At 64.8% G+C, this 24,802-nt stretch carries 24 protein-coding genes and 1 tRNA gene; 10 read left to right on the top strand and 15 right to left on the bottom strand.

Annotation, left to right across the window (positions count from 1 at the left end; genetic code table 11):
* The first annotated feature begins 169 nt into the window (after positions 1-169).
* Positions 170-952, top strand: coding sequence for a substrate-binding periplasmic protein (locus ACODTW_RS15050; protein WP_488946845.1), 783 nt, complete (start codon positions 170-172; stop codon positions 950-952).
* A gap of 30 nt (positions 953-982) precedes the next feature.
* Here ACODTW_RS15050 and ACODTW_RS15055 read toward each other — a convergent pair whose 3' ends face one another.
* Positions 983-1,750: a substrate-binding periplasmic protein gene (locus ACODTW_RS15055; protein ID WP_488946846.1), complete on the bottom strand. Its 768-nt coding sequence runs from the start codon at positions 1,748-1,750 to the stop codon at positions 983-985.
* Positions 1,751-1,919: 169 nt separating this feature from the next.
* Between ACODTW_RS15055 and ACODTW_RS15060 the strand changes: the two genes are divergently transcribed.
* The 3 genes from ACODTW_RS15060 to ACODTW_RS15070 all read left to right on the top strand — a co-directional run bounded on the left by ACODTW_RS15060 (position 1,920) and on the right by ACODTW_RS15070 (position 5,523).
* Positions 1,920-3,149: a DUF2336 domain-containing protein gene (locus ACODTW_RS15060; RefSeq protein WP_488946847.1), complete on the top strand. Its 1,230-nt coding sequence runs from the start codon at positions 1,920-1,922 to the stop codon at positions 3,147-3,149.
* Between the two features lie 197 nt (positions 3,150-3,346).
* On the top strand, positions 3,347-3,811 hold the full coding sequence (locus ACODTW_RS15065; protein ID WP_488946848.1) for a cache domain-containing protein: 465 nt from the start codon (positions 3,347-3,349) through the stop codon (positions 3,809-3,811).
* Between the two features lie 29 nt (positions 3,812-3,840).
* Entirely contained in the window at positions 3,841-5,523 is a 1,683-nt protein-coding gene (locus tag ACODTW_RS15070; RefSeq protein WP_488946849.1) for a methyl-accepting chemotaxis protein, read from the top strand.
* Positions 5,524-5,592: 69 nt separating this feature from the next.
* Here ACODTW_RS15070 and purF read toward each other — a convergent pair whose 3' ends face one another.
* Genes purF through radA form a run of 3 tightly spaced genes read right to left on the bottom strand, consistent with a single transcriptional unit; the run spans position 5,593 to position 9,252 of the window.
* Positions 5,593-7,047 carry an amidophosphoribosyltransferase gene (gene purF / locus ACODTW_RS15075; RefSeq protein ID WP_488946850.1) on the bottom strand — a complete coding sequence of 485 codons (1,455 nt, stop codon included), beginning with the start codon at positions 7,045-7,047 and terminating at the stop codon, positions 5,593-5,595.
* Positions 7,048-7,106: 59 nt separating this feature from the next.
* Positions 7,107-7,841, bottom strand: a complete 735-nt coding sequence (locus ACODTW_RS15080) for a CvpA family protein (protein ID WP_488946851.1) — start codon at positions 7,839-7,841, stop codon at positions 7,107-7,109.
* A 10-nt stretch (positions 7,842-7,851) separates the two neighbouring features.
* Positions 7,852-9,252 carry a DNA repair protein RadA gene (radA, locus tag ACODTW_RS15085; RefSeq protein ID WP_488946853.1) on the bottom strand — a complete coding sequence of 467 codons (1,401 nt, stop codon included), beginning with the start codon at positions 9,250-9,252 and terminating at the stop codon, positions 7,852-7,854.
* 336 nt (positions 9,253-9,588) lie between these two features.
* Between radA and ACODTW_RS15090 the strand changes: the two genes are divergently transcribed.
* Positions 9,589-9,888, top strand: a complete 300-nt coding sequence (locus ACODTW_RS15090) for a hypothetical protein (protein ID WP_488946854.1) — start codon at positions 9,589-9,591, stop codon at positions 9,886-9,888.
* 88 nt (positions 9,889-9,976) lie between these two features.
* On the opposite strand, the gene ACODTW_RS15095 is transcribed toward ACODTW_RS15090, so the two are convergent.
* Positions 9,977-10,050 (bottom strand) — tRNA-Gln (locus ACODTW_RS15095).
* Between the two features lie 251 nt (positions 10,051-10,301).
* Here ACODTW_RS15095 and ACODTW_RS15100 point away from each other — a divergent pair.
* Together ACODTW_RS15100 and ACODTW_RS15105 are read left to right on the top strand one after the other, a co-directional pair.
* Positions 10,302-11,354, top strand: a complete 1,053-nt coding sequence (locus ACODTW_RS15100) for a Ppx/GppA phosphatase family protein (protein WP_488946855.1) — start codon at positions 10,302-10,304, stop codon at positions 11,352-11,354.
* A gap of 106 nt (positions 11,355-11,460) precedes the next feature.
* A complete protein-coding gene (locus tag ACODTW_RS15105) occupies positions 11,461-12,186 on the top strand; it encodes an RlmE family RNA methyltransferase (RefSeq protein WP_488946856.1) in 726 nt (241 codons plus the stop codon).
* 12 nt (positions 12,187-12,198) lie between these two features.
* On the opposite strand, the gene ACODTW_RS15110 is transcribed toward ACODTW_RS15105, so the two are convergent.
* Complete coding sequence (locus ACODTW_RS15110; protein WP_488946857.1) at positions 12,199-12,957, bottom strand: DeoR/GlpR family DNA-binding transcription regulator; 759 nt, start codon at positions 12,955-12,957, stop codon at positions 12,199-12,201.
* An 83-nt stretch (positions 12,958-13,040) separates the two neighbouring features.
* Here ACODTW_RS15110 and ACODTW_RS15115 point away from each other — a divergent pair, with 83 nt between their 5' ends.
* Together ACODTW_RS15115 and ACODTW_RS15120 are read left to right on the top strand one after the other, a co-directional pair.
* The gene (locus ACODTW_RS15115) at positions 13,041-13,655 is read left to right on the top strand and encodes an NUDIX domain-containing protein (protein ID WP_488946858.1); all 615 of its coding nucleotides are present in this window, start codon (positions 13,041-13,043) and stop codon (positions 13,653-13,655) included.
* 212 nt (positions 13,656-13,867) lie between these two features.
* Positions 13,868-14,944, top strand: a complete 1,077-nt coding sequence (locus tag ACODTW_RS15120; protein WP_488946859.1) for an HD domain-containing phosphohydrolase — start codon at positions 13,868-13,870, stop codon at positions 14,942-14,944.
* Positions 14,945-14,952: 8 nt separating this feature from the next.
* Here the strand turns inward: ACODTW_RS15120 and ACODTW_RS15125 are convergent, their stop codons facing one another.
* The 9 genes from ACODTW_RS15125 to ACODTW_RS15165 all read right to left on the bottom strand — a co-directional run bounded on the left by ACODTW_RS15125 (position 14,953) and on the right by ACODTW_RS15165 (position 23,744).
* A complete protein-coding gene (locus ACODTW_RS15125) occupies positions 14,953-16,470 on the bottom strand; it encodes a sensor histidine kinase (protein WP_488946860.1) in 1,518 nt (505 codons plus the stop codon).
* Between the two features lie 139 nt (positions 16,471-16,609).
* On the bottom strand, positions 16,610-17,977 hold the full coding sequence (locus ACODTW_RS15130) for a glutamate--cysteine ligase (RefSeq protein WP_488946861.1): 1,368 nt from the start codon (positions 17,975-17,977) through the stop codon (positions 16,610-16,612).
* 61 nt (positions 17,978-18,038) lie between these two features.
* The gene (locus ACODTW_RS15135) at positions 18,039-18,821 is read right to left on the bottom strand and encodes a 16S rRNA (uracil(1498)-N(3))-methyltransferase (RefSeq protein ID WP_488946862.1); all 783 of its coding nucleotides are present in this window, start codon (positions 18,819-18,821) and stop codon (positions 18,039-18,041) included.
* Between the two features lie 154 nt (positions 18,822-18,975).
* Positions 18,976-20,355 (bottom strand): pyridoxal-phosphate dependent enzyme, encoded by a 1,380-nt coding sequence (locus tag ACODTW_RS15140; protein WP_488946863.1) that lies wholly within the window; start codon positions 20,353-20,355, stop codon positions 18,976-18,978.
* 81 nt (positions 20,356-20,436) lie between these two features.
* Positions 20,437-21,078 carry an elongation factor P hydroxylase gene (locus ACODTW_RS15145; protein ID WP_488946865.1) on the bottom strand — a complete coding sequence of 214 codons (642 nt, stop codon included), beginning with the start codon at positions 21,076-21,078 and terminating at the stop codon, positions 20,437-20,439.
* 87 nt (positions 21,079-21,165) lie between these two features.
* Positions 21,166-21,768, bottom strand: a complete 603-nt coding sequence (locus ACODTW_RS15150; protein WP_488946866.1) for a TetR/AcrR family transcriptional regulator — start codon at positions 21,766-21,768, stop codon at positions 21,166-21,168.
* Positions 21,744-22,235, bottom strand: a complete 492-nt coding sequence (locus ACODTW_RS15155; RefSeq protein WP_488946867.1) for a DUF4442 domain-containing protein — start codon at positions 22,233-22,235, stop codon at positions 21,744-21,746. The genes ACODTW_RS15150 and ACODTW_RS15155 overlap by 25 nt, the downstream gene beginning before the upstream one ends.
* A gap of 106 nt (positions 22,236-22,341) precedes the next feature.
* Positions 22,342-22,995, bottom strand: a complete 654-nt coding sequence (locus ACODTW_RS15160; protein WP_488946868.1) for an aspartyl/asparaginyl beta-hydroxylase domain-containing protein — start codon at positions 22,993-22,995, stop codon at positions 22,342-22,344.
* A 242-nt stretch (positions 22,996-23,237) separates the two neighbouring features.
* On the bottom strand, positions 23,238-23,744 hold the full coding sequence (locus ACODTW_RS15165; RefSeq protein WP_488946869.1) for a dihydrofolate reductase: 507 nt from the start codon (positions 23,742-23,744) through the stop codon (positions 23,238-23,240).
* A gap of 94 nt (positions 23,745-23,838) precedes the next feature.
* Here ACODTW_RS15165 and thyA point away from each other — a divergent pair, with 94 nt between their 5' ends.
* Positions 23,839-24,735 carry a thymidylate synthase gene (gene thyA, locus ACODTW_RS15170; protein ID WP_488946870.1) on the top strand — a complete coding sequence of 299 codons (897 nt, stop codon included), beginning with the start codon at positions 23,839-23,841 and terminating at the stop codon, positions 24,733-24,735.
* The last annotated feature ends 67 nt before the right edge of the window (positions 24,736-24,802 follow it).

Genomic DNA, 24,802 nt, shown 5'->3' on the forward strand with positions numbered 1-24,802 from the left:
GGTGGTAACCGCCGGATCGCCATAGGGCAAGTGCAGCCGGCTTGACCCTGCCCTGCCTGCCGCTGGCGGCGCCATGCAATGGTGTGAGACTGGCCCATACGGGGCAATCCGAATTGGCTGTTACATTCCATACAAATTTATGCGAATTCTATGCGTCATGACTTCACATATGTTGTTCCTGCGGACCGCCCTGACGGCTCTTTGTCTTGCTGCGACCCAACCGATGGCCGCATCGGCGGAACCGGCTTCATGCACGCTGCGTCTGGCCGCCACCGACCTGCCCCCCTATCAGATCTCCCAACGCGCAGGCCCGCCGACCGGCATCGATGTCGATCTGATCAATGAGATCGGGCGGCGCATGCCGTGTGCCATGGAATGGATCGCCGTCCCGCGGGCGCGCGCCATGGTCCTGGTTCAGGAAGGCAAGGTCGATGCCGTGCCGGGCGTGGCCCGTACGGCAGAGCGGGAGGCTTTCGGGCTTTTTTCACAGCCGTTGCGCCAGGGGCGCAATGCCCTGATCGTACGCAAGGGCAGTTCGGTGGATTTCCCGCTGGATGATCTGACGGCCCTGGCTGCCAGCAAATTCCGGCTGGGCGCCACAGCCGGCAGCAAATACAGCCAGGAATTCGAAAGCCTGCTGAATAACGGCGCCCTGGTGGACAATCTGGTCATTGTGCAGAATGGCGAAAGCGCCATGAACATGCTGCTGCGCGGTCGCATCGATGGATTCCTGGACGGCTACCGCATCGCCATGGCCCGCGCCGCCCAGATGGGGCAGGCGGACGCGGTGGAGGCGCACCCGATGCGCATCAGCGAACATCAGGCTTATGTCATTTTCTCCACCGCCGCCAATATCGACCCGGCCATCATCACCCGCTTCAACGCCGTGCTGCTGGGCATGCAGATGGATGGCACGGTCGACCGCATTGTGGACGCCGGTAAGAACAGCTGATGTCCATCGTGGGTGGTATGCGATGCACGATCACTTCGTTTGCCAGTCGCTGAGGCCATAGCGAGCCAGAATTCGCCGCAGTTCGCCAGACTGGCGCAGCGTCTGGATACCCGCATCCAGCTTCGCCGCCCTCTCCGCGCCAGCCGGACCGGGGGCGAAGGCCAGATAGAGCGGCTCGGCCGGTCCCACGGGCTGCTGTTCGACCAACCCTTCCATGCCCTGAGCCACCAAGGCGAATTCGACGACGTTGCGATCTTCGACCACGGCGTCCACGCGGCCGGCCAGCAGCTTTTTCAGGTTCTGGTCGGTGACATCGTCGCCCGATACCAGTTCCAACCGGCCGCCATCCTTCTCATGAGCCTTGATATAGGCGTCCAGTTCATCGCCGTAGGCATAATCGCGCACAGCCGCCAGCTTGCGCCCCGCCAGGCTGGCCGGACCTGCATAGCGCCAGGGATCTCCCCGGCGGGTGATGATGACGTTCTGGCTGGCACCCAGCGCCTGCTTACCGAAGGCCAACCCCGCCGCATCTTCCGCCGTGGCGCCAGCCACCGCATCCACCTTGCCCTCCCGCGCCTCTTCCACGGCGCGCGTCCAGGGCATCAGCTGGTAGTCGACCCCGCTGTCGGCAAACAGAAGCCGGGCAATCTCCACCATGTAGCCCGGCTTTTCGGCATCCGGCGCGCAATTATAGGGGCACCAGGCATCTGCCCGCAGCCGGATTGGCTCGGCCGCCGACGCGGCGCCCGAAAGGGCCAGCATGGTCGAGAACGCCAAGGCAAAGACCGCTATCCGCATACCCGCCCCCATCTGCGATACAATTGCCCGACGGGCAATCATGGGAATGATGACACGGTTTTGTTGCGGTTTATCACCGCGAGAGGCAGTTTTTGACCGTTGAAAGGCGAATGCGGATAGAGGATCGTGGGGCCATGTCCGATCCCGCCCTTTCCCTGGCGCCCCCGTGATGCGCGATCCCCCCCGGCCCTCCGACGCTACCCTGGCCTATGAGGAGGCGCGCAGCCTTGCCAGCAGCCGGGACCCCACGGTCAGGGCCGAACTGGCGCTGCGTCCCGATGTCCCGCCTGAGGTGCTGTTCTATCTGGCCGACGATGACGACCCGTTGGTTCGCCGCGCCGTGGCCCACCGTACGGAGACACCGGTGCAGGCGGCCCCGCGTCTGGCCCGGGATCGCGATACCGATGTGCGCGTGCTGTTGTCCCGCAAGCTGGCGCGCGCCCTGCCCCATCTGACCGGCACCGAACATGCCGCCATCCGCGATCTGGCCCACCATGCGCTGACCATGCTGGCCGCCGACCAGGTGGTGCGCGTGCGCGCGGCCGTGGCCAGCGCCCTGCGCGACGTGGCCTCAGCCCCCCCCGACCTGATCTCCAAACTGGCCCGCGATGTGGCGCGGGAGGTGGCGGAGCCGGTGCTGCGCGGCTGCACGGCCGTGACGGATGAAGAACTGGTGGCCATCGTCGCCGCCCAGCCGGTCCCCTGGGTACTGGAAGCCATCGCCCGACGCGACCATGTATCGGCGCCGGTGGCCGATGCCGTCGCAGCCACCGGCGACCCGGTGGCAACGGCCAGCCTTCTGGCCAATCCCGGTGCCGCCCTGTCGGACCGGACCATGTCACGGCTGGTGGAAAAGCCGCTGGCGGCCCTGGATGCCAGGACGATCACAGCCAAGCCGCTGCTGCCCCCGTCGCTGCTGGGCAAGCTGGCCCGCATCGTGGAAGACAGCATACGCGGTGAACTGGCTGGCAAGGGCTTTGACAAGCAGGACCGGCAGGAGGTGGTGGCCGTCACCCAGCGCCGGCTGGACTGGGCCCGCGATTATGTGAAGCGCGAACCACCGGAGACCAAGGCCGCCCGCCTGAAAGCTGAAGGCAAGCTGGACGAGAACGCCATCTGGGACGCGCTGTCCTGGGGCGACAAGCCCTTCGTGCGCGAGGCGCTGGCCCTGCGCACCGCCCTGCCGGCCGACCTGGTGCAGCGGATCATCGACACCCAATCGGCCCGCGCCATCACGGCGCTGGCCTGGCGCGCCGGCTTGACCATGCGTTGCGCCCGGCTGCTGCAACTGAAATCGGGATTGCCGCCCACCAAGCTGCTGAATGCCCGCCACGGGGTCGATTATCCGATGACAGAGGCAGAGATGCGCTGGCAGCTGGAATTATTCGGAGTGGAGTAGTTATCAAAATTAATCAGTATAAATTCATGGTACATATACGATAAACACAATATACATCATAATATACCCAAGACATAGAAGCAGTATATCTCAAAAACCATACGAAAGCATATATAACCCTACGAACCACTCTCTTTTCAGGAATTAAGCCGCATCCTGGCCAGGTCATGCCACGACCTTGGCGAAAGGATAAGATAATGCGTAAGCTCGCCCTGACAATTGCCGCCACCGCTTTCGTCCTTCACCCGACACTTTCCGCGCACGCCAATGACAAGCCCGCCACGCGTGAGGAAGCCGTCGCCATGGTCCAGAAGGCTGTTGCCCATCTGGACAAGTCCGGCCGCGACAAGGCCTTTGCGGACATCAGCACCAAGGGCGGCCCCTTCACCGATCGTGACCTCTACGTGGTTGTCTATGACATGACAGGCAAATGCCTGGCCCATGGCGCCAACGAGAAGCTGATCGGCAAGGACCTGATCGACGCCGAGGACATCGACGGCAAGCTCTACATCAAGGAACGGATCGATCTGGCCAAGGCCAACAAGTCCTTCTGGCAGGATTACAAGTTCACCAATCCGACGACCAAGAAGGTCGAGCCCAAGCAGATGTACTGCCAGGTCGACCAGGGTCTCGCCATCTGTGGTGGCATCTACAAGCAATAGCAATCTTCGCTTAACCGGAGGTGCCGGTCATGCCCGTCGCCAAGCGCATTGCCATCTATTTCATCTTGCTGGCCGTCACCATGCTGGTGATCGGCGCCGTGCAGATCCAGGCCATCCAGTCGATGGACAGGCAGGTGCACCATGCGCTGGGCCCGATGGCCGCCGACCAGGACGATCTGGGCAAACTTGACGTTCGCCTGATCGAACAGCGCAAGGCCGTCTACCAGCTTGTCGCCCTGGCTGCCACGCAAGCCTCGCAGCAGAAATTGGACAAGCTGAAGGACGACCTGCGCGCGCAGACAGAGGCGCTTGCGGGCGACACGCCCCGCCTGCTCCAGGTCGCCCGGAACAATCGTCTTGCCGACAAGCAGCAGGAGTTGGAAGCCCTGATGCACAAATATGTCGCCAAGAGCCGTGACCTTCTCGACATCGTCGATGGGGATGTGGCGACAACGCTGGCCTTCACCGGCAGTCTGGAACGCAGCGCCGACGCGCTTGAACAACTGCTGGACAAGATCAAGGCAGAGCAGAGCAGTTCCCGCCTGCAGGCGCGTGAGGAAGTAACCTGGGCCATCAGCCTGACCTATGCCCTGGCGGCGGCGGGCATTGCGGCGCTGGGCATCCTCGTCGTCGTTGTCTTTGGCTTTGTCAGCCGCCGCGTGGCACGCCCGCTTGTCATGCTGGCCGACATCACCAACCGGCTGATCGGCGGCGAGCAAGGCCTGGTCGTCACTGCCGATTTGACGGGCCGGCGGGATGAGATCGGTCGTCTGTCGACCGCCCTGGCCGTGCTGGTCCAGCATGATGAGGAGCGCCGCCTCCTGCAGGTGGAGCAGCATGCCAAGTCCGAGGCAGAACAACAGCGCATTGGCCGGATCAGCGCAATGTCGGCGGATTTCGACGCTGGTGCCACTGTGTCCCTGGGAGAGACGATCAGCGCCGTCCAGCAATTGCAGCAAACCGCCGATGCCATGTCCCATGTCGCTGACACGACGCGGGAGGCCGCTGTCAGCATGGCCAGCGCCATCTCCACGACTTCCGACCAGATGACCAATGTCGCCGCGGCGGCGCAGCAGCTGTCCGCCTGCATTGCAGAGGTCGGCGACCGCGTCGCGCAATCCAGCGAGGTGGCGCAACATGCCGTGGAGGAAGCCAGCCGCACCGATGGCCTGGTTCAGGGGCTTGCCAACGCCGCCGATCGCATCGGCATTGTCGTCAACCTGATCAGCGATATTGCCGGTCAGACGAACCTGCTGGCACTGAACGCCACGATTGAGGCGGCAAGGGCCGGCGATGCGGGCAAAGGCTTCGCCGTGGTCGCGGGCGAGGTCAAGTCGCTGGCACGGCAGACGGCGGAGGCAACAGCGGAGATTGGGGGGCAGGTCGATGCCATCCAGTCAGCCACGCATGACGCGGTCGTCGCCCTTCGCGCCATTTCCGAGACGATCCTGACCATGCGTCAGTCCAGCCTGGCCATTGCCGGGGCGGTGGAACAACAGTCCCAGGTGACGCAGGGCATCGTTCAGAATGTGCAACTGGCCGACCAGAGCACACGTCACGCCAATGACCGTGTGGTCAACCTGCTGCGCGGTGCCAACGATACGAAGAATGCCTCGCAGAAGGTCAGCGAAGCCTCGGGTGACCTAAGCCAGCGGTCCACGGCCCTCAATCAGCGCATCCGTCAATTCCTGACACAGGTCCGCGCCTGTTAGAAGCCGCTTCCCCAAAAAAGAAAGGGCCCCTGAGCCAATTGCCCAGGGGCCCTTACAAGCCTGGAAGCCTTACGCCCGCTTGGCCCCGATATAGGTCACATCCCCGCGCGAGGCCGTGTCGAAATCGGTCAGCGTGATCGGGTATTCGCCCGTGAAGCAGGCGTCGCAATATTGCGGCAGGTCGCCATCGCGCTTGGCATGGTCCAGCGACTTGTAAAGACCATCAAGCGAGATGAAGGCCAGGCTGTCGGCGTTGATATAGTCGCGCATCTCGTCCACCGACATGCGGTGGGCCAGCAGCTTCTCCTTCTCCGGCGTGTCGATGCCGTAGAAGCAGGGATGGCTGGTCGGCGGGCTGGAAATGCGCATATGCACTTCCTTGGCGCCGGCATCGCGCATCATCTCCACGATCTTCACCGACGTGGTGCCGCGCACGATGCTGTCATCGACCAGGATGATGCGCTTGCCCTGAATGAAATGCCGGTTGGCATTGTGCTTCAGCTTCACGCCCAGACGGCGGATCTTGTCCGTCGGCTGGATGAAGGTGCGGCCGACATAATGGTTGCGGATGATGCCCAGGTCGAAGGGGATGCCGCTCTGTTCGGCATAGCCCAGCGCCGCCGGCACGCCCGAATCCGGCACGGGAATGACCAGATCGGCATCGACATTGCTTTCGATGGCCAGCTGCGCGCCGATCTTCTTGCGCACGCCATAGACCGAATGGCCTTCCATGAAGCTGTCGGGGCGGGCGAAGTAGATATATTCGAAAATGCAGAACTTGGACGGAGTCTGCTGGAAGGGACGCAGGCTCTGCACCCCGTCGTTGTCCAGCACCACCATCTCGCCCGGTTCGATGTCGCGGACATAATCGGCACCGATAATGTCCAGCGCCACGGTTTCGGACGCCAGCACATGGGTGTCGCCCAGGCGGCCCAGCACCAGCGGACGCACACCGTAGGGGTCGCGCACGCCGATCACCTGATCCTTGGCCATGCAGACCAGCGAATAGGCGCCTTCGATCTGACGCAGCGCGTCGACCAGCCGGTCGATGACACTGCCATTGCGGCTGGTCGCCATCAGATGGATGATCGTTTCGGTATCGGAAGTAGACTGGAACAGGCAGCCGCGACGCACCAGCTGGCGGCGCAGCTGCATGGCGTTGGTCAGATTGCCATTATGCGCCAGGGCGAAGCCGCCGAATTCGAATTCGGCGAACAGCGGCTGAACGTTGCGCAGCGACCGCTCGCCCGTGGTGGCATAGCGAACATGACCGATGGCAAGGTTGCCGGTCAGGTTGCGCATGACCGTTTCGCTGCCGAAAATATCGCCGACCTGACCCAGCGCACGGTGCTGCGGGAAGTCCTGCCCATCGAAACTGATGATGCCGGCCGCTTCCTGTCCGCGGTGCTGCAAGGCATGCAGCCCAAGGGCCACCAGGGCCGCCGCGTCCTGCGGACCGTACACACCGAAGACGCCGCACTCCTCGCGCAGCTTGTCGTCGTCGAACGGATGGGTCGTGAGCATCAGCGGAATGCCTTTCGCGGGGTGGGTTTGTCCGGTGGGGTCATGGTTGATGGTCCGGGTCAGCGTTGGTCCCGTTCGGGACGTCGATCCGGTTGGCCAGCGGGTTGGTCGGCGGGTTGATCCGTGCTTTTGATCACCTGATCCAGGCGACCAAGATCATCGGCATTATAGCCGCGATCCTTTTCCGGCACAGCCGCGTTCCCCGCAGATGTGGGGCGCGGATTGGCCAGCCGTTCCAGCGTGCGCTTGGCATTCTCCGCCTCTTCCAGGCGGTTGCGGGCGCGTTCCGCTTCCCGCTGCGCCGGCGACAGGTCAGCATTGGGCAGAAAGCCGCGCAGTATCTGGGCGCCTGTTTCCAGGAAGGGCCGGGCCTTGGCCTCGCGCAGCCAGACCGGCTGTTCGGGCCACAGCCAGATGGCGAACAGATAGGCCAGCGACACCAGCACGGCCCCGCGCAGCACGCCGAAGGCAAAGCCCAGCGACCGGTCGATGGCCGACAGGCTGCTTTCCTGAACCTTGCCCGATATGGCGCTGGTCACCATGGACAGCGCGATCAGGGACAAGGTGAAGACGCCCAGGATGGTGGCGCCGTCGGCCACGTACTGGGTGCTGATATAGATGCGCGTATAGGGGGCGGCGACGGGGAACAGCCACAGGGTGGCCAGGGCCGCCCCGATCCAGGCGGCAACCGACAGTACCTCGCGCACGAAACCGCGCGCAAAGGCCATCAGCGCCGAGATCAGCAGGACGGTGACGACGGCGACGTCCACCGGGTTCAGGCTGCTGCCTTCCATCCTTATCCCCTCAATCCGCCCGGCCGCGCGGCGGCCGGGGCGGTACGTCCGCCTGGAACAATGGCAGCAGGTCGGACAGATGGTCCAGTTCGACCCGCCGCAGCCCCTCGGCCGATCCATCCCCGCGCGACCGACGGGGCTGTGGCATCAGCGCCCGGTTGAAACCCAGCTTGGCGGCTTCCTTCAGCCGCTGGTCGGTCTGGCTGACGGCGCGAATTTCGCCCGACAGGCCGATCTCCCCGAACACCACGGCGTCGGCGGGCACGGGTTCGCCCGTCAGGCTGCTGACCAGGGCCGCGGCCACGGCCAGATCGGCCGCCGGTTCCGACACTTTCAACCCGCCCGCCACCGACAGATAGACGTCATTGGCGCCGATGGCGACACCACAGCGCGCCTCCAGCACGGCCAGCACCATGGCCAGGCGCGAGGTGTCCCAGCCCACGACGGCGCGGCGCGGCGTGCCCAGCGGCGACGGCGCCACCAATGCCTGCACCTCCACCAGCACGGGGCGCGTACCCTCCAGCCCGGCAAAGACGGCCGTGCCGGTAATGTCGCGGCGGCGGTCGGCCAGGAACAGTTCGGACGGATTCGGCACCTCGATCAGGCCGTCCTCCCCCATCTCGAACACGCCGATTTCGTCCGTCGCACCGAACCGGTTCTTGACGGCGCGCAGGATACGGAACTGGTGCCCGCGTTCGCCTTCGAAATACAGCACCGTGTCGACCATATGCTCCAGCACGCGCGGGCCGGCGATCTGCCCGTCCTTGGTCACATGACCAACGATCAGCAGGGTGATGCCCCGGCGCTTGGCCACGCGGATCAGTTCGGCCGCACAGGACCGCACCTGGGCCACTGTGCCCGGCGCACTGTCCAGCGTGTCGATATACATGGTCTGAATAGAGTCGATCACCGCCACCTGCGGCCCGTCCGTGGCTTCCAGGCTGGCAACGATATCGCGGACATTGTTGGCCGACGCCAGTTGCACCGGCGCGTTCGCCAGACCCAGGCGGGAGGCGCGCATGCGCACCTGATCCACCGCTTCTTCCCCGCTGATATAGGCACAGCGCGTTTCCTGGGCCAGACAGCAGGTTGCCTGCAGCAGCAAGGTGGATTTGCCGATGCCGGGGTCACCGCCGACCAGCAGTGCCGACCCATTGACCAGCCCGCCGCCGCACACCCGGTCGAACTCCTGAATGCCCGTCATCCGGCGCGGCGCATCCTTGGGCACGCCCGACAGGGCCACGAATTCGATCTTGCGCCCGCCGGCCTTGCCCAGCCCCTTGGGCATCGCATCGGCGACCTGTTCTTCGACCAGCGTGTTCCATTCCCCGCAGGCGTCGCATTTGCCCGACCATTTGGGGTAGTTCGCCCCGCAATTCTGGCAGACATATCGGCTGGTGGTGCGGGCCAAGGTCTTGCTGGCTCCAAGGGTTCGCGGACGCGGCCCCTATATAGACGCATCAGGGGGCGCTGGGGAGCCCCTCATAACACGAATGCAACATGCGCAGGGGATGGGAGGAGGACATATGCACGGATGGGGAAGGGAATATCGCCGGACAGGGCGGCGCGGGCCGGTCTAACCCTTCGCACAGGTAAGCCTCCGGATAGATTGTCCGCCGGCAATATCAGGGTCAGTCTTGATCCAGAAATTGCCATGGCGTCCTGCCAGGCCAACACTGAAAAGGACCCGACCATGGGCCAAGTCATATCCTTCCCCACCAGCCCGTCCGGACAAACATACCCGGCCATGCAGATACACGGTGCCCTGGTCAGCATGGCGGAAGGACATACCGGCCTGCCGGAACTGGTTTCGGCGATGGGCAGCGTCAGCCGCTCCACCGAACAGATGTGCCGTTCCTTTCAGTCTTCCCTGCGCCTGATCAGCGCCGCGTTCGAAGATGCCTTGCAACTGAACGCCGCCCATCAGCAGCTGCAGCGGGACACGCAGGCCGCCATGGACATGGTCGATCACGATCCGGAAGCGGCTGCGGTACGGCTGGCCGAACTGCGGGCCGATTATGCGCGGCTGCGCGTACCCGGCGCCTGACGCCACCTAATCCAGACAAGCCCCGGAAATGACAAAGGCTCCGACACCGACAAGGTGGGAGCCTTTTTTCCTGGCAGTCAGGAGAGGTTGGCTGGGGGACTAGGATTCGAACCTAGACTGGCGGAGTCAGAGTCCGCTGTCCTACCGTTAGACGATCCCCCATCCGATACAGCGTTTCGCGCTTTTGTTTCGCGACCGCCGTCGGGGTGGGCGGGCTTATAGCACCGGGTTTCGGGGTTGTGAACCCCTTTCTTATCAAAAAAATGCATGGGCGATTTGCCCGCCGTGCCCGCCCCCTGCTGCCAGCCGGCAGCGCCGCGCGCCCGCCCTGCTTGAACGGTGCTTGCGGGCCGCCCACGTTCAGTTACGATGCAATGACAGTTACAGGGGCGAGAGCCGAAGGTCGGGTGCAAGTGGAAGGTGGTGTCGCAGACAGGGCCGGTTTGGATCGGACGGCGTCGGCCGGTACGGCGGACACGCCCGTCTGTCACAACCGCGCGCCGGTGCTGGCCGCCCTGGACCTGGGCACCAACAACTGCCGGCTGCTGATCGCCCGCCCCTGCCGGGAAGGGTTCCGCGTCATCGACGCCTTTTCCCGCATCGTGCGGCTGGGCGAGGGGCTGACGCGCAGCGACCGGCTGTGCGACGACGCCATGGCTCGCACGGTCCAAGCCCTGAAGGTCTGTCGCTCCAAAATGGAACGACGCGGCGTCAGCCATCTGCGTGCCGTGGGGACGGAGGCCTGCCGCCGCGCCGGCAATTGCGACGAGTTCCTGGACCGGGTCGAGGGTGAGACCGGCCTGCGCATCGAGATTATCAGCCCCAAGGAGGAGGCGCGGCTGGCCCTGGCCGGCGTCGCCCCCCTGCTGGACGCCACCATCCCCTATGCCCTGGTCTTCGATATCGGCGGGGGCTCCACGGAACTGATCTGGACGGAACTGGTGCGCGGACGCCCCCGTGTCATCGACCAGATTTCCGTGCCGCTGGGCGTGGTCAACCTGACGGAAACCTATGGCGGCGACCGTGTCTGCCCGCATGATTATCGCCGCATGATGGACAAGGTAACGGCGGGCCTGATCGAATTCGACCAGCGCAACGGCATCGCTGCTGCCGTACCGGAGGGGCATGTGCAGATGCTGGGCGCATCGGGCACCGTCACCACCCTGGCCGGCATCCAGATGGGGCTGGCGCGCTATGATCGCAGCCGCGTCGATGGCGCCTTCCTGGACCGGGACAAAGCGCGCAGCATTTCGGAAACCCTGCTGGGCCTGGATTATCTGGGCCGGGCCGGCCAGCCCTGCGTCGGGCGTGACCGGGCCGATCTGGTGGTGGCGGGCTGCGCCATCCTGGACGCGATCTGGCGGCAATGGCCGGTGCAGCAATTGCGCATCGCCGACCGCGGCGTGCGGGAAGGCATCCTGTGCGAACTGGCCGCCGCTGCCCGCCGCCGCCGGGGCCGGGGCTGACAGGCCTGCTCTGGGCTGGGTTGCGGCCCCGCCCCCTTGTAAGCGGCGCGGTTCCGGGCGAATTTCCCCACCAATCCCTGTTTCCTGTTTCAACGGCACCGATCCCATGACCAAATCCTCCGGCAACATCCCCACGGGGCGTACCCAGGCTGTGCGCGTGAAGACCGCCAAGCGGCGGACGGTGTCGTCGGCCCGCTGGCTGGAACGGCAGTTGAACGATCCCTATGTGGTGGAGGCCAAGAAGCGTGGCCTGCGCAGCCGCGCCGCCTTCAAGCTGTTGCAGCTGGATGAGAAGTTCGGCCTGCTGAAGCGCGGCCAGCGCATCGTCGATCTGGGGGCCGCCCCCGGCGGCTGGACGCAGGTGGCGGTGGAAAAGTCCAAATCGGACAAGGGTGGCACCGGCCTGGTGATCGGCCTGGACCTGCTGGAGATGGACCCGGTACCCGGCGCCACCACCTTCCAGATGGATTTCACCACTGACGAAGCGCCGGCGAAGCTGAAATCCCTGCTGAACGGCCCGGCCGACATTGTCATGTCCGACATGGCCGCCAACACCACCGGCCACACCCAGACCGACCATCTGCGCATCACGGGCCTGGCCGAGATGGCGTATCAGTTCGCCACCGAAGTGCTGGCGCCCGGCGGGCATTTCATCTGCAAGCTGTTCCAGGGCGGTGCGGAAAAGGACCTGCTGGCCCAGATGAAGAAGGATTTCACCAGCGTCCGCCACGCCAAGCCGGCCGCCAGCCGCCAGGACAGCAGCGAGACCTATCTGGTCGCCATGGGCTTCCGCGGCCGGATGACAGCCCAGACGGACGACGGGCAGGACTGATCCGGCGCGCCGTCAGTCCACCTGACGCACATCCAATCCAGCGGCACGCAAGGGGGCCAGCGCTCCCGGCCCCAGGGCCCCGGCAACCAGCAGCGTCTGCACCATGCCCAGCGGCCCGATGACATGGGGCGATGCGGCACCGATCTTTTCCGCCGTGGCCAGGACCAGGGTTTCGGCGGCATGGGCGGCAAGCGCCCGTTTCACCGCCGCCTCCTCCATATCGCCCGTGGTCAGGCCCAGGCCGGCATGAATGCCGGTGACACCCAGGACACACAGATCGGCCCGGAACCGGCCGATCCCTTCCACCACCTGCGCGCCCACGCAAACGCCGGAATGTTTGAACAGTCGCCCGCCGATCAGTGCCACCTCCACCGATGGATGATCGATCAGGGCGGCGGCAATGGTGGGGCTGTGGGTGACGATGGTCGCCCGCAACTCCCGCGGCAAGGCGCACACCAGCTGCAGGTTGGTCGTACCGCCGTCGATGAAAATCAGCTGGCCCGACCGGATCAGGCCCGCCGCGGCCCGCCCCAAGGCTTGCTTGGCGTCGGGTGACTGGGTGCGCTTGACCGACAGATCAGCCATGGCCGGCGATGCCGGCAGCGCGCCACCATGCACCCGCAGCAGCAGCCCATCGGCCGCCAGTTCGCGCAGGTCACGACGGATCGTGTCCTCCGACAGGCCCCAGGCCTGGGCCATATCCTTGGCCACCACCTGCCCCTCGGCCTTCAGGGTGGCCAGGATCATCGCCTTACGCTGCTGCGTCAGCATCGGAACCCCCTCGCCATTTCTCACGAATCTTCGTGACTCCGCACGTTATTACACGATAATGCCGGAAACACAAAGGAGGTTCCATGTCCATCGCCGATCGCATCCGCATCCATGGCGTCACGCTGCTGTCCAACGACTGGTATGTGCTGAAAAAGACGCGCTTCGACTATCGCCGCGCCGATGGCAGCTGGCAGCACCTGAGCCGGGAAACCTATGACCGGGGGAATGGCGCAACGATCCTGCTCTACGATCCCGCCCGCCGCACGGTGGTGCTGACACGGCAGTTCCGCTTCCCAGCCTTCGTCAACGGCCATGACGACCTGCTGATCGAAGCCCCGGCCGGCCTTCTGGATGGCGCCGATCCGGCCGACCGAATCCGCCAGGAACTGATGGAGGAGACGGGATATGTCATCGGGCAGCCGCAAAAGCTGTTCGAGGCGTTCATGAGCCCCGGCTCCGTCACGGAGATTCTGCATTTCTTCGCCGCCCCCTACAGTCCGGCAGACCGTGCCGGCGAAGGCGGCGGCAAGGCGGAGGAAGGGGAGGATATCGCCGTCCTGGAACTGACCATCGACGACGCGCTGGCCGGCATCCGTGACGGGCGCATCAGGGACGGCAAGACCATCATCCTGTTGCAGTACGCGGCCCTGCACCTGTTCACGGGCGAGATCGGCCAGCCGCCACATCGCAATCCCTGAAGGGTGGTATATCCATTGTCATAGAACAACCCATTTGAAGATCAGCAAACAGTGAACTAGATTAACTTTACATTGTCCGGAACGATTTAGCCGGAAAATTGCGGACTCCGAATATTCGCGTTCCAACTCGTCCAACGGTGCGGACAGTGAAAGGGGACGCGAATATTGAGGCCTGGCACGGAATTGGTGAAGTCGGCGTCCACGGAGGTGGCATGCACAGGACTGCGGATACATCAGAAGAACCGACGCTGGCCTCGGCCCGTGTCCTGGTGATTGACGACATGCCGGTCAATGTCGATCTGGTGGTCTGCATGCTGCGTCGTGCCGGACTGGCCCATGTCGTCTCCACGACGGACCCGCAGAAGGGGTTGGAGATCTGCAAGCTGGCACCACCCGACCTGATCCTGCTGGATTATTGCATGCCGGGACTGGAGGGGCCGGACTTCATCAATGCGATGATGCGCAGCCTGGGGGCGGCCGCACCGCCGGTGCTGATGATCACGGCGCACAATACCGAGGCCATGCGCCGCCGGGCGTTGGAGATGGGGGCCATCGACTATGTCACCAAGCCCTTCACTGAATGGGAACTGCTGACCCGCGCCCGCAACCTGCTGCGCCTGAATGTGCTGCATCGGCAGCAGCGGTCGCTGGCCCGGCTGCTGGAACAGCAGGTGCGTGAACGCACGGCTGAACTGGAGCGGACGCGGGCGGAAATCATCCACCGCCTGTGCAATGCCGGGGAATTCCGCGACGAAGATACGGGCCGCCATGTCGCCCGTATCGGGCGGCTTTCCGCCCGGTTGGCGGACCTGGCCGGGCTGGATCGGGCCTATATCGAGAATCTGGCGGCCGCCGCCCCCCTGCATGATATCGGCAAGATCGGCATTCCCGACCGGGTGCTGCTGAAGCCCGACCGTCTGGATGCGGATGAATGGGCGGTCATGCGCACGCATTGCGCCCTGGGCGCGCAGATCCTGACCGGCAGCGGGCTGTCCCTGCTGGATCTGGCGTCCGAGATCGCGCTGTCCCATCATGAAAAATGGGACGGGACCGGCTATCCGCATGGTCTGGCAGGTGACAGCATTCCCCTGTCGGGGCGTCTGGTCGCCGTGTGTGACGTGTTCGACGCCCTGATGTCGCATCGGCCCTATAAGGAACCCTGGCCGCCGGATCGTGCTCTGTCCTATGTCGCGGATAACGCCGGCCGGCACCTGGACCCGCATCTGGCAGGCCTGTTCCTTGATAACCGCGCAGAAATGCTGGCCATCCGCACGGAAATGGCTGACTGACCCCGTTCCTACCGGGGCGCCCCCGCATCCGCCGATCCGCCTGCACCGCCCATCGCGCCGGGCCGCCGGGGCACGACCAGGATGAAACGCGTGCCTTTCCCCGGTTCGGATTCAACCCGGATGCTGCCCCCCATGGTCTGGGTCACCAGCCCATGGACGATATTCAAACCCAGGCCCGACCCGCCACGGCCGCGCCGGGTGGTAAAGAACGGATCGAACAGCCGGTCCAGATGTTCTGGCGCCACCCCCTGCCCGTCATCGGCGAAGACCAGTTCCACCCGCTCGTCAGGCAATTCCCTGACCTTGATGTCGATATGGCCCGGCCGCCCATCGCCAAAGGCATGGATGACGGCGTTCAGCACCAGATTGGTGATGACCTGGGCCATGGCGCCCGGATATCCGTCGATCAGCATTCCCGGCGGACAATCCACATGGATCTGGTGCGGTTCCTCCCGCAGGCGCGGCGCCAGGCTTTGCAGCACCTCACCGATATAATCACCCAGCAGGAAGGGGCGCCGCTCGGCACTGGCCTGATCGACGGCCACCTGCTTGAAGCTCTGCACCAGTTCAGCTGCCCGCCCGATATTGGTTCGGATCAGTTGCGCCGTTTCCAGCAGGTTTTGCTGGTACTCGCCCATATGGCTGCGGGTCAGGCGGCCGGCATCAAAGGTCCGGTCCATCTCCGCCACCCGATCCTGCAGGTGGGTGACGGCCGTGAAGGCGATGCCAATGGGGGTGTTCAGTTCATGGGCAACCCCGGCGACCAGCCCGCCCAGGCCCGCCAGCCTCTCCGCCTGCACCAGTTCGGCCTGTGTTTCCATCAGGTTCCGGTGCGCCTCCTCCAGCCGGCCGAGATGCGCCGACAGTTCGTCCCGCTGTTCAGCGATAACCGCTTCCCGACGGCGCAGTTCCCCATTGGCATTCTCAAGCTGGCGCAGGCGCATGAAATCCATGCGACGGAGGCTGGCCACCTGATGTGAGGTCAAGGCCCCGAACATGTTCACCAGGGCCAGAAGGGCAGCAGAGGTCTGGGTTTGCAGAGGCGTGGCCCCCGTCTGCGGCAGCAGGAACACCAGATAGCCGAGACTGGCCAGCACGCCCCAGACGACCATCCACAGCCAGCGCGTCGGCAGGAACAGGTAGTTCATCAGACAAAGGATGGCGACGAAGAAGCTGGCGGTCAGGCTGCTGGTTGATTGCGGCCCCCAGACGAATGTCAGCGCCGTCATCATCCACATGGCACTGAGCAGAAGCAGAACCGCCAGATGCCGCCAGACATAGGTCGTCGGCCGCACCGGGATCAGCATGATGGCAATGATCACGGGATAAAGGGCCAGACGCGCCGGCAGGTACACGGCCATGACGACATCGGCCGGCATGTAATGAAAATCAAGAACGATGGGCAGCAGCCGCAGCAGCATCAGGCCGAGCAGGTTGATGCGCAGGCTGCGCACCTCCTGGCCCATGGCCGACAGGCGGAATTCCCGCTCCAACCCGGGATCGATGAACTGCCCCGCTCTCAGCATCCCTGCCGAACGTCCTTCCCCCACGACCCCGTTCCCAACGGGCAGGGCATCTTAGGCAAGAGAGTGGCAATCGGCAACAGATGCGCAACCATCAGCCGATGGGCTGGCAAACGGCCTCTCCCATCGGCTGTCCGGATACTCAGTAGGCATATTCCGTATAGACGGGATCAACCGACCCGCCCCAGGCACCCTGGTACTTTTCCAGCATGTCGGTGGACAGGGTCCGCCCCGACTCCGCAATGGCCACCAGCGGTTCGATGAAGTGGGTCTCATCATCACCCATGCCGGCCATACGGGCGCGGTTGCGCAGGCCCTCACGCGCGATATCGACGACGCGGCGCGCCAGATCCTGCACGGTGCCGCCCTGGAACGGGGTGGACAGGCCCAGGCGGGGCACATCGCGGCGCAGCGTGGCCCGGTCTTCCTGTGTCCAGCCCTTGACCAGATCCCAGGCAGCATCCAGGGCCGTGGTATCGTACAGCAGGCCCACCCACAGGGCCGGCAGGGCACACAGCCGACCCCACGGACCGCTGTCGGCCCCGCGCATTTCCAGGTATCTCTTCAGGCGGACTTCCGGGAACATGGTCGTCATATGATCCGACCAGTCGGTCATCAGCGGCAGTTCGCCGGGCAGGATCGACAGCTTGCCATCCAGGAAATCCCGGAACGACAGGCCCGACGCGTCCAGATATTTCCCGTCGCGGTAGGCGAAATACATGGGCACGTCGAGCGCATAGTCGACATAGCGTTCGAAACCGAATCCATCCTCGAACACGAAGGGCAGATCGCCGGTACGATCGGCATCCGTGTCGGTCCAGATATGCGACCGGAAGCTCTGGAACCCGTTGGGCTTGCCCTCCGTGAAGGGGCTGGCCGCGAACAGGGCCGTGGCGACGGGCTGCAGGGCCAACGACACCCGGAACTTCTTCACCATGTCGGCTTCGGATGCGAAATCCAGGTTCACCTGAACCGTGCAGGTCCGGGTCATCATGTCCAGGCCCAGGTCGCCGACCTTGGGCATGTATTCACGCATGATCTTGTAGCGGCCCTTGGGCATCCAGGGGATGTCAGCGCGCTGCCATTTCGGATTGAAGCCCAGGCCCAGCATGCCGAAGCCCAGATCCTTGCCGATGGCGCGCACCTGGGACAGATGCTCACCCACTTCCCCGCAGGTCTGGTGGATGGTGGACAAGGGCGCGCCCGACAGTTCGAACTGCCCGCCCGGTTCCAGGCTGATATTGGCTATGCCTTGGGTCAGGGCGATGACATTGTCGCCCTCATAGACCGGTTCCCAGCCGAATCGGCGCTGAAATTCCCCCAGGATCTCGCCGATGCCACCGGGCCCCTGATAAGGCACGGGGGCGTGGTCGGGTCCGCGAAAGACGAACTTCTCGTGCTCCGTGCCAATGCGCCAGTCCGCGGTCGGCTTGCATCCCTTTTCAATATATTCAACCAGTTGCCGGCGGTCGGTGATCGGTTCGCCGCGCGACGTCGGGGGTGCGGACATTCGGTTGCTTCCTTATCGGATAAGGACGTTGACGGGACGGCAGGGCGGAAGATCGGACAGACTAAAGACGATGCGGCGGCCGCGCCTCTTCCTGCAAGTGCTGCCAGTCGCCTGCGGTCGCCTGCCAGACAGACAGGATTGCGAAGGCGGCCGTATCGGCGCGCAGGACACGCGGACCCAACCCGACGCTCACCACAAACGGCAAGCGGCGCAGGGCGTCAAGTTCTTGTCGATCAAATCCCCCCTCCGGACCCACGAGGAATGCGACAGGCCGCCCGACAGCCGCAGTGACGGCGGTCACCAGGGGTTGCACCGGCCCACTTTCGGCGGCGACGAACAAGGTACGGGTGGCGTCCCAGCCGGCCAGCAGCTTTTGCAGGTCGATGCCATCCACCACTTCCGGCGGGTCCAGTCTTTCGCACTGTTCGGCCGCTTCGACAGCGTTGGCGCGCAGCCGCTCCAGATTGACGCGGTTGACATCGCCCCGGCGGGTATAGACGGGGACCAGCCGGCCCACCCCCAGCTCTACTGCCTTTTCCACCACATATTCCGTGCGCCCGCCCTTCAGCGGGGCGAACAGCAGCCAGGGGGCGGGGGGGGCATCACCGACAGGCGCGCGCGTGCGGCGTTCCAGCCGGATGCTGCCGGCCGATTTGCCCAAGCTCTCGATGGTGGCCAGGAACTCGCCGTCCCGCCCGTTGAAGGCCAGCAGCCCGTCACCCGGCCCCTGGCGCAGCACGGCGCGCAGATAATGGGCGCGCGCGCCATCCAGGGCGGCCGTGCCCCCTTCGGCCAGGGGCTGGTCAATGAACAGGCGGGTACGGGGCAGGGCACTGTCGGACATCGGTGCGGTCCTTGGGCGTTGTTACCGCAAGGAATAACCGGCCTTGAGACGGCTTCCAAGTGATGCCGCGGTCCCGCAGGGCAGTCCCTCCCATGGCGCATTTATCGCCGTCGCCATGGGAAATGGGGAGGTGCCCCTCCCCCCCGTCTGTCCCTTAGCCCAGCTGACGGCGCAGATGGTTCAGCACGTCAGTGCGGGTCAGCAGGCCCAGGAACTTCCCGCCATCCTGGATGATGGCCACCATATTGCGGTCGAACAGGGCGCGCAGGTCGGCCATGGTCGCCGTCACCGGCAGCGTTTCCAGCCGGTTGACCATGGCCGTATAGACCTTGTCGCGGAACCGGGCCGGGTCCTTTTCGACATGCAGCAACAGGTCGCTTTCGTCCAGGATGCCGATGACGCGGTCGCCTTCCATGACCGGCAGCTGCGACACGTCGCTGATCCGCATGCGCTTGTAAGCCGTCAGCAGCGTATCCTCCGGCCCGACCGTGACCACCTGGCCCTTGTCATAGCGGCGGGTCATCAGGTCGCGCAGATCGTTATGGCGTTCGCGCGGGGTGAAGCCGTGATCTTCCATCCAGGCGTCGTTGAACATCTTCGACAGGTACTTGTTGCCCGTGTCGCAGACGAAGGTGACTACGCGCTTCTTCGTGGTCTGGGCGCGGCAATATTTCAGGGCGGCGGCGAACAGCGTGCCGCTGGACGACCCGGCCAGGATGCCTTCCTTGCGCAGCAGGTCGCGGGCGGCGTTCAGGCTTTCCGTGTCGCTGACATAGAAGGCAGCCTTGGCATATTGCAGGTCGCAATTGGGCGGCACGAAGTCCTCGCCCACGCCTTCCACCACCCAGGAACCGGGCTCCTCATGCGTGCCCTTGTTCACCAGATCGGCGATGATCGATCCGACCGGATCGGCAATGACCATCTGGGTCTTGGGGCTGGCCTTGGCGAAGAAGGCGCCCAGGCCCGTGAAGGTGCCGCCCGACCCGATACCGGCGACGACGGCGTCGATGTCATTGTCCATCTGCCGGAACATTTCCGGGCCCGTCCATTCCTCATGCGCGCGCGGATTGGCGGGGTTGGAGAACTGGTTGACATAGAAACTGCCGGGAATCTCCGTCGACAACCGCTCAGCAATGTCCTGGTAATAGGCGGGATGGCCCTTGCCCACATCGGACCGGGTGATGTGGATCTGCGCGCCCAGCGCCCGCAGATTGTTGATCTTCTCCGTCGCCATCTTGTCCGGGATGACCAGGATCAGGCGATAGCCCTTGGCGGCGCAGACCAGGGCCAGACCCAGGCCGGTATTGCCGGCCGTCGCCTCGATCACGGTGCCACCGGGGGCCAGCTTGCCCTCCGCCTCGGCCGCCTCGATCATCTTCAGGGCGATGCGGTCCTTAATGGACCCGCCGGGATTCTGGTTCTCCAGCTTCAGATACAGCTCACACGGGCCGGTATCGAAGCGGGTGATGCGGACGATCGGCGTGTTGCCGATCATGGACAGGATGGCAGGCGCCGAAGCGGGCGTCGCGGACATGTTCCCCCCTGGGACATATGGTTTTACCAATCAGGGAAACCCATATGTCCATCGCCCGCAAGGGGCCGGAAAACAAAGAAATCAAGCTGCGGCGCAGGTCATCCGGGCGAAAGATTCCGGCGAGATCGGGCGCCCATCCGCATCGATCAAACCCGCCTGCAGCAGCAGGTCCAGATGCGTCGCCAGATTCTGCGCACAGAAGGGCCGGTCCCAGCCCTCCATCCAGTTCTGTTCCAGGAAGGCCAGGATGGCCGGCTGACCCAACTCCACCTCCCACAGGATGCCCAGCAGCGAGGCCACGGCCTCCTCCACGATCTGGCCTTCCTTGTCGACGGCGATGGCGGCGTTGGCTTCCTCCACCCGTCCCGACTCCGGCCCGGCGCCCAGGCCGAAATCGATCATGCCGCGCCGTTCCGGCGGGGCCACCAGCCAATGCGCCACCTCATGGATCAGCACATAGGCCTCCGACCGCGTGCGGATGGCATGGCCGTCATAGGAGAAGGCATCCTGCGGCGCCTCGTCAATCACGGCGATTCCGAAGGCGCGGGCCAGATCGATGGCCGCCGCCCGATGGGCCGGCGTATCGACGCCCAGCGCGATCAGGTCGCGCGTCGCCGTAATCCGGTCCAGCACGCGGGCGGCCAGGCTGGCAGAGGGCAATTGCGCCCGCATCGTGGCCAGGGCCGCAGGCAAGATGTCGTCGGGAATGGTCGTGAGCTGCATGGGGGCGCAGGATAGCGGCGCCGCGCAGCCCGTGAAGCGCATTGTCGGCGCGGCGGGGCGGAACGGAACGCAGAGGTGGCCGTCACATCATTCAAGCAGTAAACCAAGGATATAGGCCCGGGCCGCGCCCTGGTCCCGCGCCCGCAAGGCCCCGCGCTGCCACAGGTCGCACAGCCCATGCACCTGCCCCCAGGCCCGCATCACCCGATCGCGCAGCCGGGGGGAGAATCCGGGCGGGTCGCCATCGTCCCGGAAGGCCAGTCCGGCCGCCCGTGTTACCCGCGCCACGGCCGGGGCCAAGGTGGGGTTGGTCAGATAGTCGCGACCGGGGATGCCATACATCAGGGCGTAGAGCGTCGGCTGTTCCAGGGCGAAATCCACATAGGCTTCGAACAAAGCCGACCGTGCCGGCCCACCGATGCGGGCGAATCCCGTCTCTATCGCGTCGCTCAGCCGGTCAAAACCCAGGGCAGCCAGCGCCAGGGTCAGGTCGCGCTTATCAGTGAAATGCCGGTAGAGGGCCCGGTGATTGACCCCGACCGCGGCCGCCACTGCCCGGAAGGACAAGGCGTCCGCCCCGGCCGCCTCCACCATGGCAAGGGCAGCGGCAAGCGCCGCCGCCTTCAGATCGCCGTGATGGAAACGGTCGCGCATGGAGGCCGGCTTCACCGCTTCGGACTGACGTACCATTCAACCACCATCTGCGACACGACCTCTCCGGACGCGTCGGTAATATCCACTTCCACGGGAAAGCGCACCTTTGCTTCCGCTTCCAGTTCGGCCCGCAGATCAGCGGCCGGGCGGGTGGTCCTGGCGGTGGCCCGCAGGTCACCCTTGCCCAGCTTCACAAAGCGGATCGTCGCCTCCGCCGCCACGGGCCGGACATTCAGCAGCACAGGCGCCATGGCGCCGGCCATGGCCCCGCCGCTGGCCGTTTCCGCCAGCGTGAAGATGACACCGGCATGCGGCGTCTTCAGGTGGTTATGGATATCCGTCCGGTCAGCCACCCGCGCCTCGGCGACGCCGTCGCCAATGCTGACCAGATCGATGCCGCAATGACGGACAAAGGGCAGGCTGCCCGCCATCTGCTGGCGGATCATGTCGTAGACCATTTTGCGATTCACCTTGAACAGAAGGGGAAGGACGAATTTCAGCATGATGATGTCTCCAATGGAGACATTTGATCACAATCGAACGATCGGTCAAGCCGAATCGACAGGCTGTCGACGGGAAAGCGGTGTGGGGGGCAGCAGATCGGTTCCGCTACTGCCGCAGCAGGTTGATGGCGTCTCTCGACACAATTCCCCGCCTTTGCTTCTCAGCATAGAGTGCGGGCGGGAACAGCGCCCGGATCGCATCCGTGGGGGCATAGTCCAGCGCAATCATCAGCCGGTCCTGATCCGATGGATTCTCCACCTGATGCGGCAGGCTGAAATCGCCGGTCCACAGGGTCCCGTCGGGGAAGGCCACCTTCTCATGCCCGATCCAGGTGAAGGCCTCTGCCGGGGCCCGCACCGTAATGAGCAGGCGGCAGAAATCGAGGTGCAGCGCCTGATGATCGAAATGCCAGCGCAGGAAGCCCCCCGCCGACTGCCGCACGATATAGGCGCCGTTCGGCAGACCACCCAGCCGATCCATGACCGGTCCCAGGATCGGCAGCAACCGGGCCAGCACCGGCGTCGGGCTCCCAGGCTGCCGATAGCCCTGGCCGCCGCCCGATGGCATCAATACCAGGGCGATGCTGGTCCATCCCCCCGTCTCGCCACCATAGGCGCCGCGCGCCGACAGGGGCACGCTGTCAATGGCGTCCCGCACCTGCCGCTGCAAGGGTTCAGGGTCCAGGCGCAGGCTGGACGCCGCCGCCAGCATCAATCCGCTATTCACCGTGGGCAACTGCCAGGGCTGAAGGTCCGCCACGATCACCGCAACCAAACGTTATGAAGGTTGCGGGATTATGGCGCAGAGCACCTTCATGTAAAAGCGGGGAATATGACCAACGAGGCGGATAACCGCTCTACCACGTCCCAGTGATCGGAACCGATCTGTAGGCTTCAATCGCCAGCGCCGCCATCCGGCGGCTCGGCTACGCCGCATGTGCGGCGCGGCAGCAGTCGCTGCCGTACCCATTCCCGATGAGTCCAGCTTATCGGAAATGGGTATCAGCGACGATGGAACAGCATGACGCGGAAGGCCGGCTGGTCCGGCCCCTTGGCCATCTGCATGCCCAGTTCTTCGCCCAGAAAGGCCGTGCGGTCGAATGCCGGGAAGAAGGTGTCGCCGGGGGGACTGGCCGCGATTTCCGTCAGGTACACCCGGTCAGCCAGCGGCAGGGCGGCGGCATAGATCTGCCCGCCGCCAATCACCATCACCTCGTTCCCGCCGGCTTCCACCGCCAGACGCTTGGCTTCCGCGATGGCGGTGTCCAGGTCACGCACAACGGTGGCGCCTTCCGCCGTGAAGTCCGGATTGCTGGTCACCACGATATGGGGCCGGCCGGGCAGCGGCTTGGACCCGAAGCTCTCCCAGGTCTTGCGGCCCATGATCATGGGCTTGCCCATGGTCACCTGTTTGAAGAAGCGCAGATCGTTCGGCAGCTTCCACGGCATGCTTCCTTCATGGCCGATGACCCCGTTGCGGGCGACGGCGGCGATCACGGAAATGAACAAGACGGTTCTCCAGACGGGTAGGCGGGTGACAATAGCCGCCCGGCGGGCTAATGAACAACCCGACACAGCACATGGCAGCCGGAGCGGACGGTCGATGCGCCATCCCGAACAGCAATATCTGGACCTGATGGCGGACATCCTGGCCCGCGGCGATGAGCGCGTCGACCGCACAGGCGTGGGCACCCGGTCGCTGTTCGGGTCGATGATGCGTTTCGACCTGTCGGACGGCACCGTGCCGATCCTGACCACCAAACGCGTCTATTGGAAGATGGCGGTCAAGGAGATGCTGTGGTTCCTTTCCGGTGGCACCAACATCCAGCCGCTGCTGAAGGAAAAGGTCACCATCTGGACCGACTGGCCCCTGGCCGCCTACCGCCGGGAGACGGGGGAAGCCATCAGCCAGACTGCGTTTGAACAGCGCATCGTCGAGGATGACGCCTTCGCCGCACGCTGGGGCGAGTTGGGACCCGTCTATGGCAAGCAATGGCGCCGCTGGGTCGGGCCGGATGGGCGCGAACATGACCAGATCGCCACCCTGCTGAAGGGGCTGGTCGAAACCCCGGCCAGTCGCCGCCTGCTGTTCCATGCCTGGAACGTGGCGGAGCTGGGTGGCATGGCCCTGCCGCCCTGCCACATGGTCTATCAGTACCATGTGACCAGCGACGGGCGTCTGAACGGGCTGATGTATCAGCGCAGCTGCGATGTGCTGCTGGGCCTGCCCTTCAACCTGACGGGGGCTGTCGCCTTGCAGGCGATGCTGGCGCAGCAGGCCGGGCTGCGGCTGGGCGAATTCGTCTGGATGGGCGGGGATGTGCATCTCTACCTGAACCATCTGGACGCCGCACGGGAACAGCTGTCCCGCAGCCCCCGCCCCCTGCCCCGCCTGCACCTGGCCCGGCGGCCCGACAGCATCGACTGTTACCGGATCGATGATTTCGTGCTGGATGGCTACGACCCGCATCCGCCGATCAAGGCCGACGTCGCGGTCTGACGGACGGGGGCCCCACCGCAAGAACCGGGTCGCCGGCCCATCGGATCGCTGGCAGGGTCGCGCCATC

Source organism: Niveispirillum sp. FG148 (genome assembly GCF_057809655.1).

Bases quoted from the DNA above. Each gene is read 5' to 3' on its own strand.
- ACODTW_RS15050 (WP_488946845.1), top strand. From the start codon at position 170: ATGTTGTTCCTGCGGACCGCCCTGACGGCTCTTTGTCTTGCTGCGACC.
- ACODTW_RS15055 (WP_488946846.1), bottom strand. From the start codon at position 1,750: ATGCGGATAGCGGTCTTTGCCTTGGCGTTCTCGACCATGCTGGCCCTT.
- ACODTW_RS15060 (WP_488946847.1), top strand. From the start codon at position 1,920: ATGCGCGATCCCCCCCGGCCCTCCGACGCTACCCTGGCCTATGAGGAG.
- ACODTW_RS15065 (WP_488946848.1), top strand. From the start codon at position 3,347: ATGCGTAAGCTCGCCCTGACAATTGCCGCCACCGCTTTCGTCCTTCAC.
- ACODTW_RS15070 (WP_488946849.1), top strand. From the start codon at position 3,841: ATGCCCGTCGCCAAGCGCATTGCCATCTATTTCATCTTGCTGGCCGTC.
- purF (WP_488946850.1), bottom strand. From the start codon at position 7,047: ATGCTCACGACCCATCCGTTCGACGACGACAAGCTGCGCGAGGAGTGC.
- ACODTW_RS15080 (WP_488946851.1), bottom strand. From the start codon at position 7,841: ATGGAAGGCAGCAGCCTGAACCCGGTGGACGTCGCCGTCGTCACCGTC.
- ACODTW_RS15090 (WP_488946854.1), top strand. From the start codon at position 9,589: ATGCAGATACACGGTGCCCTGGTCAGCATGGCGGAAGGACATACCGGC.
- ACODTW_RS15105 (WP_488946856.1), top strand. From the start codon at position 11,461: ATGACCAAATCCTCCGGCAACATCCCCACGGGGCGTACCCAGGCTGTG.
- ACODTW_RS15110 (WP_488946857.1), bottom strand. From the start codon at position 12,957: ATGCTGACGCAGCAGCGTAAGGCGATGATCCTGGCCACCCTGAAGGCC.
- ACODTW_RS15115 (WP_488946858.1), top strand. From the start codon at position 13,041: ATGTCCATCGCCGATCGCATCCGCATCCATGGCGTCACGCTGCTGTCC.
- ACODTW_RS15120 (WP_488946859.1), top strand. From the start codon at position 13,868: ATGCACAGGACTGCGGATACATCAGAAGAACCGACGCTGGCCTCGGCC.
- ACODTW_RS15125 (WP_488946860.1), bottom strand. From the start codon at position 16,470: ATGCTGAGAGCGGGGCAGTTCATCGATCCCGGGTTGGAGCGGGAATTC.
- ACODTW_RS15130 (WP_488946861.1), bottom strand. From the start codon at position 17,977: ATGTCCGCACCCCCGACGTCGCGCGGCGAACCGATCACCGACCGCCGG.
- ACODTW_RS15135 (WP_488946862.1), bottom strand. From the start codon at position 18,821: ATGTCCGACAGTGCCCTGCCCCGTACCCGCCTGTTCATTGACCAGCCC.
- ACODTW_RS15140 (WP_488946863.1), bottom strand. From the start codon at position 20,355: ATGTCCGCGACGCCCGCTTCGGCGCCTGCCATCCTGTCCATGATCGGC.
- ACODTW_RS15145 (WP_488946865.1), bottom strand. From the start codon at position 21,078: ATGCAGCTCACGACCATTCCCGACGACATCTTGCCTGCGGCCCTGGCC.
- ACODTW_RS15150 (WP_488946866.1), bottom strand. From the start codon at position 21,768: ATGGTACGTCAGTCCGAAGCGGTGAAGCCGGCCTCCATGCGCGACCGT.
- ACODTW_RS15155 (WP_488946867.1), bottom strand. From the start codon at position 22,235: ATGCTGAAATTCGTCCTTCCCCTTCTGTTCAAGGTGAATCGCAAAATG.
- thyA (WP_488946870.1), top strand. From the start codon at position 23,839: ATGCGCCATCCCGAACAGCAATATCTGGACCTGATGGCGGACATCCTG.